The following is a 15,166-nucleotide window of genomic DNA, read 5'->3' as shown; positions in this document are numbered from 1 at the left end:
ATTACTGATAATTGGACAGGTTAGATTAGCTTTTGTATCGATAACGCCTTATTTAGCGTCCATTAGTGTAACTTATAGGCTTTTATTTGGATCCAAACTTTACATTAATAACATTAGAATTATCAATTACTTCAAATCTTGATTGAAGTTTCCACTTAGGGTTTTGAAGCCAATTAACACCAGTATTAGCTAATGATAAACCTACGCCACACCTACTTATTAAGCCGCCCTTGATAGTGTTACTTGCAAATGACGTGTCAGAAGGTGAAAAGTTAATAGTAGTTCCACCAATTGACATATTAATTTCAACGACTGTGATAGGAAAGTTAATATCTTTATTGGTCTCAAAAACATTGGTATTATATTTTTTGCTAGCTTCTGCTGCTGAGTTAATTACAAAAAACCGCAAATAAAGCATATCCCCATTAACATAATTGACCTCTAACTCTTTACCTTGTGGAGGACTCCGAAGGTCAATTGGGTATCCAATATTTTCCCAAGAATTAGCATCTATAATTAAGCGCTCTTCAGCTTGAACACTTAACATATTTACACTTAGCCTTAAATAACCATCGTTATCACGCTTTATGGAAATGACTTCTTGGTTATCAATTAATACAGGAATTGGTGTTTCGTAATAAAAAACTCCACCGATGACTGCTAAGAGATCTTGGCGCAACCAATCAAGGTTACCTTTTACTATACTCGCGTTAACTTTATCTTTTTTTAGTTCATGAAGCTGTTCAGTTGTATAAACGTCACCATCTGCTTTTTTATGGTGTTGGGCACAAAGTGCAATCATTCCTTCTGGTTCGTTATGTGCTCTGATGTTAACTGGTGGATCAAAATGATGGTACTCTAGATATGGATTTCCACAATTTTTTACAGGACAACCGAAGCCAACCTCTTCTCTTAAGATCGATTTAACTTTAGCAGGAATAGACTTTCGTTTATTAGCAACCATCACAGAGTTCCTTTAAAGCGTATAACGCCATGTTAACAGTAATAAAATAGTTGGTTTAAAAAGCGACAATGGAACTTTTTAACGGCTTATTAGAACTTCAATAAGTTTCAACACCAATCATGCAGTCTACATTCGAAAAGCTATTTCCACTCATTACTTGAGTACCAACGTTAAAGCTATTTTGGTCACCGTAGATATCTATTCCTATCATTCTTAAATTAAGCTTAGTTATTTCGGCTTCATCCTCACTCCGCTTAATGACTTCTAAGAGAACTTCTTTATTAACCGTTACAGTGGTTACATTATTTTTTGCTTTAACTTGTATTTGGTTGTGCAGAGTTAAATTATCTCGAACTAATGCTTTTGTAATACCTGACTCTTTTTGAGATAACATGTTCACCCATACTCTAGCTGTTTTCCCATAACCAACTAAGAAAGGAATATCTCCAGAAACAGATACAGGAATTTTTACATTTTCTAATGTATTTGAACAAATAATTAATTTCTTAAAGGGTTTGTATTCTGTTGGTACATCAACCATATCAGTCATGGTTCGCTCCTTTTATATGTCTAATTCTTGGAGCTTTCTTAAAGTGTGCTTCTATTGCACTCCAAACTCGTTTTCTATCGTTGGGAATAATTGTGGAAGAAATATAGATGACAATTGAGATTACAGCAGCAATTAATGGAGCTATCCATTCCCATGACTCATAAACAAAAAGCTTATTATCAAGAATACTAGCTAAGTATTTAGCTCCAAATAAAATTAAACTACCTAGAGAGGTTAGAAAAAATGTAATAGCTATATCTAAGCCTTTAGCTTTACCATTTTTCAAACGAATAAAGTCAGCTTCACATAAAGGGAAGTCTTCTTGGGTAGAACTGATCGTAGCTTCTGTTCTGATATCTACTTTGAGATGAAGGGATTCATCGAGATTTTTGTTTTTTAATTCCTGGCTACTCATACATAAATCAATCCTTGTAACGCTATCAGCTTATTATGAAAACTTCTCACTAATGACCATCCCAATCTCCTTATATAATTCATGTTAATATCTCATATTTTCAGTAGTTTATAAACCAATAATATTTAGCTTTTCTTAGGGTTTTGATATTACTGAGAGTCATCAGTAATATGACACAGGGACGCATTAGATAATATATTCCAAATATACTTGAAACTAACTTCCGCTTAGCGCACCAAAGAGACATCTAATTAAGGAATAAGGAAGACAAGAGTAAATTTAAACATTTACCACTCCCTTATCTGCTACATTTTTCTAATTCGTGTTTCATAAATCGTTATTCGGCCAGCGGGCATGCCATGATGTTTCACTTCAAGTGACGTTGAAAGGTACTGCTACGCTATATAAATTAGCGACTAAACTCCAACCCCATGGATTCCCGCCAAGACAACGCGGGAATGACGGCTTCAATGACATTTGCAACAACGGCCGCAGTATTTACACTGCACTTGCCATCTTTTCGCCACATTTCGACAGTACTTTGCCCTTAAGTTGACACTAGTAACACTCATTACTTTGCTTTAATACTCTGTATCAATTAAAGACAAGAGCAAGCGATGTTTACTTCTAAAAAAAACCTACAACTTATCGATTATAAAAATTCGTATTATTGCCAACAACAGCGTAAAAAACGACGCTATAAATGGTTAAAAATTTCACTTTTGTTATTACTTATCATCTCTCTTGCCTTGGTTTTAATGCCTTTTGCACAAAGTAGCCAACTTGATTCTAAGGAACAGATAAAGCGAGGCAATGCCCTTATTCATGGTCCGCAATTACTTTTTGAGAATCCTAATCAAAATCAGAATCCAAATAAAAGTCAGAGTCTAAACTCAGCCATGCGTGCAACCTTCCCTGTTGGTATCAAAGCCAACATTGAAATTAATGGTTTAGTTGCTTATGCAGAAATAAAGCAAACCTTTATTAACCCTTACAATATTGCGTTAGCGGGAAAGTATCAGTTTCCATTACCTGAAAACTCAGCCGTTAAACAGTTAAAGATAGAAATGGGTAATGTAGAAATACTTGGCGAAATAATGGAAAAAAAAGCAGCAAAAGTTATTTACCAAAAAGCCAAAAAACAAGGACGAAAAGCAAGCTTAGTCGAGCAACAGCGACCGAATTTATTTACCAACAAAATAGCGAATATTCCTGCGCAGTCAACCGTTGTTGTTACGTTAAAATTTATCATGCCTGTCTCGTTCTCTCAGGGGAAATTCAATTTACGACTACCCCTTGCACTAACCGATAGGTATCAACCAAGATCAACGTCAAACTCGTTTAATGAATCGTCTGGGCACTCACCTGAATACTCATCTGAACGCTCACCAAGCAATTTCACTCACGACTTAACTAACGTTTCAGCTAACATTTCAACAAAATCGTTACCCGAGCCATTTAAAATATCAACTACACGTTCAACAACCACGCATGTTCGATCAGTTGCTCGTAGCCAATCATCAATAAACATTGTATTAAACTCAGGTATTCCCATCACGTCTATTGTCAGTGATAGCCATAAAATACAATCACGTGACTTAAGCAGTAAGTTAAACAGTGAGCAAAATGCTTACTTTATTACTTTAGATAAAACCCAGGTGATATCTAACAAAACGTTCGATTTAACTTGGCAATTAATTGCGAGTAATCAACCTCAAGTCAGTAGTTTTACCCAAGAAATTTCAGGTGAGTTTTATACTTTATTGACTTTTTTCCCGCCTGAAACAGCCGTAGCGCAAGTGATAGCAAGAGATATCATTTTTATCATTGATACCTCAGGCTCAATGCAAACTGGCTCGATGGAGCAAGCAAAAGCGAGTCTGCAACTCGCCCTATTACAACTTAACAATAAAGACAGTTTCAATATTATCGCGTTCGATAATGATACCGAATTACTGTTCCCTGTCACTCACATGGCCACAGCACACAATATCTCAAAAGCACAACAATTCATTGATGGCTTAAGTGCAAATGGTGGCACTGAAATGTACCGACCATTAAGCAACGCGTTAATGATGAAAAAAGATAAAACGCAGTCTGCAAAAGCAATTCGCCAAATAGTTTTTATTACTGACGGCGCTGTCGCTAATGAATTTGAGCTTATGCAATTACTTAACACCGCTCAGGGGAATTTTCGTCTATATACCGTAGGAATAGGCGCAGCACCCAATGGTTACTTTATGAAAAAAGCGGCTCAATTTGGTCGAGGAAGTTATGTGTTGATTCAAAATAAAAGTGAAGTGCAGCGAAAAATGAGCCACTTCATGACAAAAATAAGCCAACCCGCACTCACTAATATTACCTTAACGCTTGATAACCAAATTCACCAGCAAGTTGAGGTTTATCCTAAAAAGATCCCTGATTTATATTTTGGTGAGCCGTTGCAAATAGCCCTTAAATCTCAGTTCCCTATCAGCAGTGTTCAATTAACCGCTGAAACAGTCTCAACACCTTTCTACCAGCAATTAATCATTGATGATCGCCAGCCATCGAAAGGTATTTCATCACTTTGGGCACGGCGTAAAATAGAGAGTTTAGTCGATAGCCTTATTGTTGGAGCAAATAAAGACAAGGTAAAATCGCAGGTTATTGCCACTTCGCTCAATCATCAAATAATATCGCCTTACACCAGTTTTATTGCGGTAGAAAAGCAGCCAGAAGTTTCGTCTTTGCTCGTAAAAAATGACTTGTCATCTATCAAAAAATCTAAAAACAATGCGATACCAGCTCATGAGAGTTTACTGGTAGCTATGCCTCAAACAGCCCTAGATTGGCAATTACAGTTTTTGGTAGGCATAGCGCTAATGTTGCTTAGCTTAGTATTTATGAAGATTAGAAACTTAGCTTGGTTGAACAATATTATGCTGGCTAATACTTGGCTGGCTAATACACGTTTTAAGTTGGTGAGTCGTAATGAAAAACCTCATTAAGAAGTTGCTACTTGTTACTGGCAGCTTGCTTTGTCTTCATGCGAGCTGGCTGCCAATTAAAGGCTGGCTCTCTGAGCAATTAATAAGTTACAGCTGGCATCAGACAATCGATTTGAAACAAAAGACTAAACCTTGGCCGTGGGCAGATACTTATCCCATTGCAGAGCTTTCATTTGAACGTTTAAACAAGCATGTAGTTGTGCTTAACGGCGGTGATCCAACCACATTAGCTTTTTCAGCCGGTGCTATTGCTCCTTTTAATCAAGTCAGAAGCGCTCAACCTTTTGTTGTTGCCGGACATAGAGATAGTCACTTTTCATTTTTAGACGAGGTAGTTATGAACGATATAATTTCACTGGCTGACAAACATGGTCAAAGCCAGCTTTACCAAGTTGAAGCCATTGATATTGTCGATGCATCAACAGGCGAGCTCCCCATTTTGGCAGATGATTCGCAGCTAATTCTAATCACTTGCTACCCTTTTACTAATACTCGTAATATAGGTAATGTTGCTGGCAGTAATAGTAATGAAAGGTATGTGATAACAGCAAGATTGCTTTGAATGCATTTTGCCGGGGTATTTCTATAGTTCTGTTCTGACACAAAGACAATCTACTAATCATTGTTCCTTGTCGATGAATAGTGAAATAAAATCTATATAAATCATAGTTTAAATAATTATCAAACCGCACTTTATTACACTAAAAATGAACTTACTTCATTGTAATAAGACTAACCTAGTAACCAAGAGACAATGGATCTTCGACTAGAGACTTCGAAGATGACGATATTAATTCACTCCTGAGTAAGATGACGCTATTAACTAACACCTGAGTGCAGATGTCTTATTGATTAACTCCTAAATGAAAATGACGTGATTAATCGCTTCTTGAGTAAAATGCTTAGCCAACAAAAGAAATTATTTTTCCTCCCAAAGGTTCTATTATTAATATAACCTTTACTTTCATTAACAAAGAGCAGTGCCTATGAAATTAATTTACAGTAATGAAAATCAATTTTTAGTAAATAACGCTAAAAACATTCTTGAAAATCACAATATAGAAGTCACTTTGAAAAATGAGTTTGCCTCTGGCGCTGCAGGTGTATTAGCGCCTATAGATACCTGGGTAGAGTTATGGATAATTAATGATATTGATGAAGAGAAAGCGGAAACAATTTTAGCGCAGGCATTAAAACAGCAAGGAGAACACGATTGGTTTTGTCAGCAGTGCCAAGAGCAAAATGATGCTTCTTTTGATTCTTGTTGGCAGTGCCAAACTGAAAAAGCGTCATAATGCCAAACGCTTTAACTTAAACAGCTTAATGGAATACTTTGAGGGCAAAGTAAAAGCACTGCATAGGCATGCCTAATAATAAGTAATGGCAATTTCGGCTGCCAATAAAAGTTAACTTTTTGATAGGTACTAGTTGATAAATATTTTAGCTCTAAAGCAATTGTTTTATCGACGTTAAGTTGTAGATTCTTTAATATTCCCCGCAATATTAATTACTGCACTTTTGATAGAAGTTGCAATTTGATCTGCAGTTTTAATAGACGCTACCGCTCTGGCTGTAGTAAGTCCTCCAATTAAAACACCTAATAATGCCCATCCCTTAGCTATGCACTCCTCTTTCGAATCACCCTCAATTCCTTGAGCCACAAGCGCAACTATTTCTTTCATTTTTTCTTCATAGAGACTTTGTAATTGAGGCTTAGTACGAACAACTTCGGGTGAAAGGGTTGTCATTGCGCAGCCACATGAAAGGTTTTCCCGATGTGATTGACTTAGATAATAATCTGAAAAAGCCACGAGCCATTGTTTTCCATGTTGACGTTGAAACTCAGGGATAGCAGTAATCACCTCATCAAGACCTACCGACAATGCCACTTCAAATGCACCTTCTTTTGAGCCTAAGTGGGCATAAAAGGCACCCGAAGTAACGCCTGCCTCTTTAGCTATACCATCAACACCAATACCCGCATAACCATTGCTTCGAAAAGCTTGACTCGCTGCGTTGATAATACGTTTTCTTGTTTCTTCTTTTTTGCTTACTTTCGTCATGTAAATATCCGAACCCCTGAGAATATTTACATTATAACTGTGTTCCAAATAAAAATATAGCAATCGTTATATTTCTCGTTGACAATATAACGATCACTATATAATATGACCTCAATTACAAAATATAACGATCACTATATTTAATGATTAAAACTGACGTTGCCTAAAAGCAACATCGATTAATCACTAACAATTAACTTAATAATTATTGGAGAATACTATGCCATTAACTCTAACTCTTACTGAAGGCGTTATCCCTGCTGGTTCTGAAAAGGAAGCGGTTGAAAAAATCACTCATTCAATGCTTAAACATCACGGTCTTTTAGGTAATACGGTGATGACACCTAATATAACGGCACATGTTTCAGTACTGCCTAAAAATTCGACTTTTTCGGGTGGTGAAGAATTCTCAGGCGTTTGGATGGAATGGAAGGTACCTTCATTTGCTTTTGCTTCAAGAGACATTCAATTGGCGCATTTTGCTGATGCAACCGAAATAATCAGGGCTTTATCTGGCGGAAAACAACCGATAGAACATATTTACTCGAATGTTATTCATACGGTAGATGGCTCATGGAATTTCAATGGCATCGCGATGACCAATGAAGAAATTGGTGCAGAAATTTCAATGGGATAACAGGTTTTCCAAGTGATTTTGGTCAGTAATATTCTTTGTTCACTCATTTATAGTCTCAACAGGAAGTGGACAGAATCATTGTAAAAAACATCGACAAACACTGTGAACCTTAGGTGTCTTTGTTGTTATCCATACAAATTTAACGTTAAAAAAGAGAAATTTATGTTTAAAAAAATAGTAGCGGCAAGTTTATTTATCATCATTTCAACGAGTTCCTTTGCGGGTCAAAAAATATGTACGCCAATTGGGGGTATGGCAATGCCAACATTCTCACCTCAAGCTGATGGTTCGGTGAGAATTACGGCGGCATTAATTGGCAGTGTTAGTGCGGCAAGTGGCACAATTACTGCTCAAAGAGAAACCAAAAGTGGCTTAGAAATGGATTTGAACCACTACTTTTTAAACAATACTGGAGGCTCATTTCACACGGTAGATCATGCAGAGTTAACCGCTGTACCAGGTAAAATGGGTAATTTTATGATTGAAATTAATTACTCCATTGAGAAAGAATCTACGACCGGCACGTTCAAAGGCTATGAGGGTAATTTCAAAAGTTACGGCTTAGTCGATTTGAATAATATGGAAGGACTAGTACGTTACAGTGGTGAAATTTGTAAATTGTAGATCACAAAAAAAATCGCGAGCACTAGCCTTTATCAATTAGTACGGGCTAGTGGTGATTTTTTTTCGACAATTAACTGGAGATTTCCACGATGAATCGAATACTTCATACGATGCTAAGAGTATCTAACCTTGAAAAATAAATCGAGTTTTATACCAAAATATTAGGTATGAACGTACTCAGAACTTTCGAACAACCTGGGCAAGGTTTTTCTTTAACCTTTTTAGGTTATGCAAAAGAGTCTGAAACGTGTGTATTAGAGTTAACCTATATACCCGTAATCATTCAAAATGCTCGATTCAGAGCGCTTGAGAAAATCTAGTTTGAGGCGCGTCAATTAAATCGTTTTATTCTCCCACTGAAACATGCATTTTGAATGGTCACGGGTATAACTATGGCGTTAATAAATATGAGTTGGGTAATGCCTTTTGTCATATTGCAATTGGCGTCGACGATTGTTACAGCGCATGTATTCAAATAGCGCTATTAGGCGGTAACATTGTCCGTGAGGCCGGCCCTCTGGCAGGTAGCGATGAAGTAATCGCGTTTGTAGAAGACCCAGATGGCTACAAAATTGAATTAATAGATCGCTAATCACCTAGTATTGAGCAGGGAATAATCCATAATATAGGGCGACAAAAGTACGGTGACAAAAGATGGAAAACTTTCCACTTACAATGATAAATCATGAGGTAAGGATATTATGAAACTAACATTAACAGGCGGATGTCTCTGCGGTGCAGTACAATTTTCTGTCAAAGATGAATTTAAGGCATTTTATCAATGTCACTGTAAGCAGTGTCAGCAACTATCAGGCTCGGCATTTACGTCGAACATTTTGACTGCTCCTACAAATATTGAATGGCTTAAAGGTAAGCGCAACGTTACCGTGTATGATCACCCTACTAGAGGATTTTCAAAATCGTTCTGTTCCCTCTGTGGCTCTGCGCTTCCTTTTATAAACAAAAATAAAACAACATTAATTATACCTGCAGGCTCACTTAATGAGCTGCCTGATTTAAAACCACAAGCTAATATGTTTACATCAGAAGAAGCATGTTGGCTTAAGCCTGGCTTAAACGCTAAAGGGTTCAGTGGTTTCCCTGAATAGTTACCCGAATTGAATATTATTAACAAACCACAAAACGATGAAGCAATGGTATAGAGTACATTCAACAAAGCTACTCATGCCATCGTCTTGTGCTTCTGCAATCAACATCCTTAAGATGACTTACTTATTCACTCACTTGTGTGACAGCTAAAATGCTTTCAACAAGATAATCAATATCTTGTTCAGGAATTGAGGCAAGATTAATTCGTCCGTTATTCAAACCGTAAACGGCATATTCAGTCCTCAAACTTTCCATTTGTTCTTCAGTTGCGGGCAACATAGCAAACATGCCCTCTTGAGATAAAATATAGTCAAAATAGTTATCGCCTGAGTGTTGACGAAATGCCGCGCAAAGCTTTTCTCTGAGCCCTTTAATTTTACCATTTATCTGTGAAAGTTCATCTGACCACATTGTTTTCAATGCTGGTGTTTTCAAAATAGTCTTCACAATTTCAGCGCCATTTGAAGGTGGCACCCAATAAGTGGTTTTACTCATAATAGCGAGTTGAGATTGTGCTTTGTTTGCTTCTTCTAGTGTTGGACTTAGAATATAAGCAGCGCCGACTCTATCACTGTACACACCGAAATTTTTCGAACAACTCACGCAAAGCGCCAAACGTTCAACCGACTTAGCCATAGTAAGTAAACCCGCAGCATCTTCATTTAATCCGTCGGCAAAGCCTTGATACGCAGTGTCGATTAACGGCAAGAAATTGGTAGATTTTGATAGCTGAGCAATTTGCTGCCAGTGTTGCGCTGTTAAACGTAATCCTGACGGGTTATGACATGAGCCGTGAAGTAGCACCACATCATTTTCGCCTAACTTTTCTAGTGTATCGAACATGCCACTTTCATCAAGCGTCATGGTTTTATGATCAATAAAAGGATATTCCTCATAAGCCAAACCTGCGGCGATAATGGTTGGAATATGATTGGCATACGTTGGGTCACTTACCCAAATTTTGGCAGTAGGGTTTGCGAGTTTAATTAAATCTAAAATGGCGCGTAAGCCGCCACTGCCCCCTGCCGTTTGAACGCCACTGATATAACCTTTAACGGTTTGGTTTGCAAACACCAGCTCTTGGAGTAATTGCACATACTCAAGATCGCCTTTTGAACCAACATAACTTTTATTTCGTCCTGCATTGGCGAGTAGTTGGTCAGCTTCCTTCACCGCTTTCATTAACAAGGTGTTGTCATTGCTATCTTTATAAACACCTACGGTTAAATCAACTTTAAAAGGTCGTTCATCTTTAGATGAACGTGCCATCAAATCTATAATTTCGTCAGAAGCAGGTAAAGGAATATTGGCAAACATGGGAGCTCTTCAACTTTAATTAAATAAAAAATAACGTAATTTAATACATTTAAATCAAGACTCTACTATATCACCTGCTGTTATTTTTTAAACGACTACTTAGTCTGTATATCGCGTTAATTTGAACATTTATCCTAAACCACTTGTTTCGCTGATTTAGGTTGATGTAAATACGCTTTTAACTTTTCCGTTTTTATTAAGCCAATGATTAACCCTACAATAATTAATAAACATGCGAGTGCTTTGACAAGCCCTATTTGCTCTTGGTAAAAAATAGCACTGCCTAATAAACCAAAAATGGGTACCAAAAAGGTTAACGGCGCAACTGTGCTTAATGGGTATTTCACTAATAAGCGATTCCAAACCCAATAGCCAAATAGCGTAACTGGGTAGGCTTGAAATAACACAGAGAAAATAACAGAGCCATTAGCGAGTGAATTCAATGTTTGTAATTGCTCCGGTCCACCGCGTAAAAAAGCGAGTGCAAATAAAGGTAACGGCGCAAATAACATACCCCAAATACTAAAGGCAAAAATCTCTTTGGTCCCTGCTTTTTTAACAAGAATACTGGTAATACTCCAAGATAAAGCGGCTATTAAAATAAAGACTAAACCTAACGTTGTCACTGAACCATCAGTTACCGATACGCTTAACGCCAAACCTAAAATGGCAACAACGCTGCCAACTACTTTGATGGGAGCAACGGTTTCTTTAAGTACAAAGTAGCCCACTAATAAACTAATAACGACATTCATCTGCAATAATACTGAAGCCATACCTGCAGAGAGCCCCGCCTGAATTGACCAACTACCCATGCCCCACACACCAATGGCAAAAACGAGGCCGTAGCCCATTAAATATCGCCATTTTACCTGTGGTCTTTTAACAAAGAATACCGCAGGAATGACGGCAAAACTGAAACGTAATGCGGTGAGTAACAAAGGGTCTATTTCACTGACGCCAAGTTTGATCACCGAAAAGTTAAGCCCCCAAATAATCATCACAAAAATGCCGAGTAGTAGATCTCTATTGTTCATTGTTCATCCTTTTAAATGCCAGATTTAATGGCAAGTGGTTAAGTTCGTTTTCTTACAAGTGCAGTTATTATTAACGAAAGCAAAAAAGAGAACAGATACAATTTATAAAATAAAAAAGGGTACAGTTAATTCAAACTTTGTTATATGGTGGCTGTGTTTTACGGTCACAACGCTAGAAAGTAATAAGCAACAACAGCAAAGTTGTCGTTTTAATATCAAAAGGTAAACGAATAGATGAGATATATTGATCTTGCTGAAATGTGTATTGCCGATATCAGCAGTGGAAAACTGGTAAAAAATAGTCGCATGCCATCGTTAAGAAATTTTCGACAACAGCATTCAATAAGCATGACCACGGCACTTAACTGTTATCAGTATCTTGAATCCTTAGGTTGGATCCTTGCTAGACCACAATCAGGGTATTTTGTTTGCGGGCAGCGAATGGCTAATGAAAAACCTGAACTCGTTGCTTTTAAAAGTATCATGACTGATCCAAAGCTCCCCGTTGTTAAGTCTTATTATCAAGGTGACAGTTCATCTGCTTGCGCAGTGGATAGCTCAAACACTTCTTTTGCCAATCATTCGGTATATCAACCCGCGAATAAAGACATAGTGGGGCCGCTGGGCGTTGCCCGTATTTCTACAGATTTTATCCCGCTAGATAAGTTACAAAACAGTTTTCGTCGAGCACTTAAAAGGCAAGGTAGTAATATTAGTTTTTATCCCGATATTCAGGGAGAAAAAATACTGAGAGATACACTGAGTAGCCACTTTAAGAGTTATGACTTTCACATCCCCAGTGATGAACTGTTAATCACCAATGGCTGTATGGATGCCATTCAAACGGCAATAGAAATATGCACTGACATTGGCGATGCTGTCGCCATCAGTTCACCTTGTTTTAATGGAATATTAGACATGTTAGCCGCACTTGGGCGTAAAGTTGTTGAAATTCCGTCAACAGAGCAAGGCATTGATCTTGTCCAACTTGAACAACATATGAAGAGTAATCAGATTAAAGCAGGCTTGTTTTGTACTTCACATATGAATCCTCAAGGTATTTCTATGACAGCATTACAGAAGCAGCACTTAGTTAATCTTGCGCAAACCAACAAGATTCCGATTATAGAAGATGATGTTTATATTGAATTAGCGCACGGTAAAGTCATGCCCTTACCTGCCAAACATTGGGATAAACACGGCTATATTTTATGGTGTGGCTCAGTGTCAAAAACAATTGCGGCAGGTTATCGACTAGGCTGGTGCTGGCCGGGTCGTTTTACCGAGCAATATTTACAAAAGCGTAAGTATTGTAATCAAGGGGTCTCTTCTCCGGTTCAACTTGGCCTAGCTGATTTTATTAGTAATGGTGATTATGCAAAACACCTGAAAAAGTTGCGTGTAGCGATACAACAACACACATTGAGTTATCAGCGTTACTTAACAAAATACTTACCTGCTGCCAGTAAGATCAGCGATCCTTCCGGTGGTTTTGTTTTATGGATTCAAGTGCCCAATTTAAATGGCCGTAAACTTCTTCAGCAAGCTACTGAATATAATATTGATATACGCATTGGTGAGCAATTTAGTACCCGTGATTTGTATCAAGATTATTTTAGAGTCAACACGGGGTTTATGATAACCGAGGGTAATGACAAAGACACTCGAGAAGAAGTAGATAGCCAAATTGATAAGTTGATGAAATTAGTTAAAATGGCTAGTTCAGATAGGATTTAAGGTGCTGGAATATAGCGACTCGCCCATCCTGAAATTGTTTGAGCGACATATTCACTATCGATTGATTTTGATAAAAGGTGATCCGCTGTGTCTAGGCTAACGAAACTTTTAGGGTGTTTTGCAGCCTTGTAAATTTTCTCTGCATCTGAAATATCTACAGTTAAATCTACCGGTGAATGTAATACCAATAAAGCTTTATTAAGATGCTGTATATGTTCTGTCGTTTGGTTACGTAAATCATCCAAAAATTGTTTCTTAATTGTAAATTCACGTGAGCCTAAACTCACCTTCGCCGACCCACTTTGCTCTATTTTTTCGAGGTGTGCATCAAAGTTATGTATGACATGACTTGCTTCATACGGGGCACCAATTGTTACTACACCTTTGACTTTAGGAAGTTGTGAAGCCATTGCTAAAACAGCCGCGCCGCCAAGACTGTGACCTATTAAAAGTTGAGGTGCCTCATAATTCTGTTCAAGAAAATATGCAGCTGACACTAAATCTTCAGTATTAGATGAGAAATTAGTATTAGCGAAATCACCGTCACTATTCCCTAAGCCAGTGAAGTCAAATCGAAACACAGCAAAACCATGTTGCACCAAAAATCGACTAATTCTTGATGCTGCAGCCACATCTTTACCACAGGTAAAGCAATGAGCAAACAAAACATAGGCTCGTATTTTTTGCTCTGGCGTTTCTAACAAACCAGCTAGATATTGATCTTGGCTAGGAAACTCAACTTTCGTTCTCATTAATTAATTCCTCAGTTTACTATTAACCTTGCTTATACAAAGACATATAAATTAACTACAAGAGGTGTTAATTTTTGGCATTAAAGAGCTGTATTTCAACTAGACGGTCTAGCGCTAAACGTCCGCCATTAAAAATAACAACCTGTGCTAATAATACTCCCCACAAGACATGTTCGGCATACGCTACAGGAGCAATCTCCTCCAAACTTATTACTGCAACAATATTAACAAAGAATAAACCCAAGGCTGAAAAACGACTTGCTAACCCTGCCATCAATAACAACGGCAACACAATTTCTGCGGCGGTTCCTAAATAAGCGGCTAACTCAAACGGTAATACGGGTACTTGATACTCATATTCAAATAACAATAACGTACTTTCCCAGTCTCTTAATTTAGTCAAGCCTGATGAGAAAAACGCCCAACCAACATAAAAACGTGCAGCTAATAATGCAACAGGCTCTAACAGGCTTATTTTTCCTGCGACATTACGGTAAAAGTGGCTAAGTGATAACAATAAATTTTTTAAGGTATGCATAGTTATTTATCTTTAAAAGTAAAAATTAAGTGATGGTTAATGTTGCACTGACTAATAGTTTATTATTCAGTGCCGCATTATTTAAAATGAGAATTAGGCAAGTTTATCTAACCATTGCATCATTTGTTGTGGTGGCAACCCACCAACACGCTGATCAATAATTTCATTATTTTTCACTAACATCAGCGTTGGTACACTGCGTATACCATAATCTGCAGCAACATTTGCCATATTATCGATATCAATTTTAATCGTGTTAAATCGACCATTCATCAAGCCAGAAACGTCTTCAACTATGGGTGACATTGATTTACAAGGCCCACACCACGAAGCAGTAAAATATAACAGTGAATATTGATGCTGAGATAATAGATCATCTATTGAGTCTGCTGATGTTAGTTGTTTCATAATAAAACCTTATTTAAGTAGATA

At 37.5% G+C, this 15,166-nt stretch carries 17 protein-coding genes and 1 pseudogene; 9 read left to right on the top strand and 9 right to left on the bottom strand.

Annotated features, from left to right (window positions below; all coding sequences use genetic code 11):
* Positions 1–82: 82 nt before the first annotated feature.
* From CXF79_RS09700 to CXF79_RS09690, 3 genes are all read right to left on the bottom strand, one after another.
* A complete protein-coding gene (locus CXF79_RS09700) occupies positions 83–964 on the bottom strand; it encodes an HNH endonuclease (protein ID WP_101154787.1) in 882 nt (293 codons plus the stop codon).
* 97 nt (positions 965–1,061) lie between these two features.
* Positions 1,062–1,514: a hypothetical protein gene (locus CXF79_RS09695; protein WP_101154786.1), complete on the bottom strand. Its 453-nt coding sequence runs from the start codon at positions 1,512–1,514 to the stop codon at positions 1,062–1,064.
* Positions 1,507–1,929, bottom strand: a complete 423-nt coding sequence (locus CXF79_RS09690; RefSeq protein WP_101154785.1) for a hypothetical protein — start codon at positions 1,927–1,929, stop codon at positions 1,507–1,509. The genes CXF79_RS09695 and CXF79_RS09690 overlap by 8 nt, the downstream gene beginning before the upstream one ends.
* A gap of 617 nt (positions 1,930–2,546) precedes the next feature.
* Between CXF79_RS09690 and CXF79_RS09685 the strand changes: the two genes are divergently transcribed.
* The 3 genes from CXF79_RS09685 to CXF79_RS09675 all read left to right on the top strand — a co-directional run bounded on the left by CXF79_RS09685 (position 2,547) and on the right by CXF79_RS09675 (position 6,214).
* Entirely contained in the window at positions 2,547–4,919 is a 2,373-nt protein-coding gene (locus CXF79_RS09685) for a marine proteobacterial sortase target protein (protein ID WP_101154784.1), read from the top strand.
* Positions 4,903–5,481 (top strand): class GN sortase, encoded by a 579-nt coding sequence (locus CXF79_RS09680; RefSeq protein ID WP_101154783.1) that lies wholly within the window; start codon positions 4,903–4,905, stop codon positions 5,479–5,481. Before CXF79_RS09685 ends, CXF79_RS09680 begins: the two co-directional genes overlap by 17 nt.
* Positions 5,482–5,905: 424 nt before the next feature.
* Positions 5,906–6,214, top strand: coding sequence for a putative signal transducing protein (locus tag CXF79_RS09675; RefSeq protein WP_011044143.1), 309 nt, complete (start codon positions 5,906–5,908; stop codon positions 6,212–6,214).
* Positions 6,215–6,388: 174 nt separating this feature from the next.
* On the opposite strand, the gene CXF79_RS09670 is transcribed toward CXF79_RS09675, so the two are convergent.
* Entirely contained in the window at positions 6,389–6,982 is a 594-nt protein-coding gene (locus tag CXF79_RS09670; protein WP_011044145.1) for a TetR/AcrR family transcriptional regulator, read from the bottom strand.
* Positions 6,983–7,202: 220 nt separating this feature from the next.
* Between CXF79_RS09670 and CXF79_RS09665 the strand changes: the two genes are divergently transcribed.
* From CXF79_RS09665 to CXF79_RS09650, 5 genes are all read left to right on the top strand, one after another.
* Entirely contained in the window at positions 7,203–7,619 is a 417-nt protein-coding gene (locus tag CXF79_RS09665; RefSeq protein WP_011044146.1) for a hypothetical protein, read from the top strand.
* A gap of 162 nt (positions 7,620–7,781) precedes the next feature.
* Positions 7,782–8,243, top strand: coding sequence for a hypothetical protein (locus CXF79_RS09660; RefSeq protein WP_101154782.1), 462 nt, complete (start codon positions 7,782–7,784; stop codon positions 8,241–8,243).
* Between the two features lie 167 nt (positions 8,244–8,410).
* On the top strand, positions 8,411–8,563 hold the full coding sequence (locus CXF79_RS23370; RefSeq protein ID WP_157825863.1) for a hypothetical protein: 153 nt from the start codon (positions 8,411–8,413) through the stop codon (positions 8,561–8,563).
* A 50-nt stretch (positions 8,564–8,613) separates the two neighbouring features.
* Positions 8,614–8,835, top strand: coding sequence for a VOC family protein (locus CXF79_RS09655; protein WP_269801458.1), 222 nt, complete (start codon positions 8,614–8,616; stop codon positions 8,833–8,835).
* A gap of 109 nt (positions 8,836–8,944) precedes the next feature.
* Positions 8,945–9,352, top strand: coding sequence for a GFA family protein (locus CXF79_RS09650; protein WP_011044149.1), 408 nt, complete (start codon positions 8,945–8,947; stop codon positions 9,350–9,352).
* 124 nt (positions 9,353–9,476) lie between these two features.
* Here CXF79_RS09650 and CXF79_RS09645 read toward each other — a convergent pair whose 3' ends face one another.
* Together CXF79_RS09645 and CXF79_RS09640 are read right to left on the bottom strand one after the other, a co-directional pair.
* Positions 9,477–10,670 (bottom strand): amino acid aminotransferase, encoded by a 1,194-nt coding sequence (locus CXF79_RS09645; RefSeq protein ID WP_101154780.1) that lies wholly within the window; start codon positions 10,668–10,670, stop codon positions 9,477–9,479.
* Positions 10,671–10,804: 134 nt separating this feature from the next.
* Positions 10,805–11,707 carry an EamA family transporter gene (locus CXF79_RS09640; RefSeq protein ID WP_011044152.1) on the bottom strand — a complete coding sequence of 301 codons (903 nt, stop codon included), beginning with the start codon at positions 11,705–11,707 and terminating at the stop codon, positions 10,805–10,807.
* Between the two features lie 234 nt (positions 11,708–11,941).
* On the opposite strand from CXF79_RS09640, the gene CXF79_RS09635 reads away from it, so the two are divergent.
* Positions 11,942–13,444: an aminotransferase-like domain-containing protein gene (locus tag CXF79_RS09635; RefSeq protein WP_101154779.1), complete on the top strand. Its 1,503-nt coding sequence runs from the start codon at positions 11,942–11,944 to the stop codon at positions 13,442–13,444.
* A gap of 8 nt (positions 13,445–13,452) precedes the next feature.
* Here the strand turns inward: CXF79_RS09635 and CXF79_RS09630 are convergent.
* From CXF79_RS09630 to CXF79_RS09620, 3 genes and pseudogenes are all read right to left on the bottom strand, one after another.
* A pseudogene (locus CXF79_RS09630) lies at positions 13,453–14,196 on the bottom strand (alpha/beta hydrolase family protein); the annotation flags it as partial.
* Positions 14,197–14,263: 67 nt separating this feature from the next.
* Positions 14,264–14,734: a DoxX family protein gene (locus tag CXF79_RS09625; RefSeq protein WP_011044156.1), complete on the bottom strand. Its 471-nt coding sequence runs from the start codon at positions 14,732–14,734 to the stop codon at positions 14,264–14,266.
* 93 nt (positions 14,735–14,827) lie between these two features.
* Positions 14,828–15,142: a thioredoxin family protein gene (locus CXF79_RS09620; RefSeq protein ID WP_011044157.1), complete on the bottom strand. Its 315-nt coding sequence runs from the start codon at positions 15,140–15,142 to the stop codon at positions 14,828–14,830.
* Between the last annotated feature and the right edge of the window lie 24 nt (positions 15,143–15,166).

This window comes from Colwellia sp. Bg11-28 (assembly GCF_002836245.1).
GTDB classification, from domain to species: domain Bacteria; phylum Pseudomonadota; class Gammaproteobacteria; order Enterobacterales; family Alteromonadaceae; genus Colwellia; species Colwellia psychrerythraea_A.
Note: the sequence above shows the minus strand (reverse complement) of the source record. Positions and strands in the feature narration are given on the sequence as shown.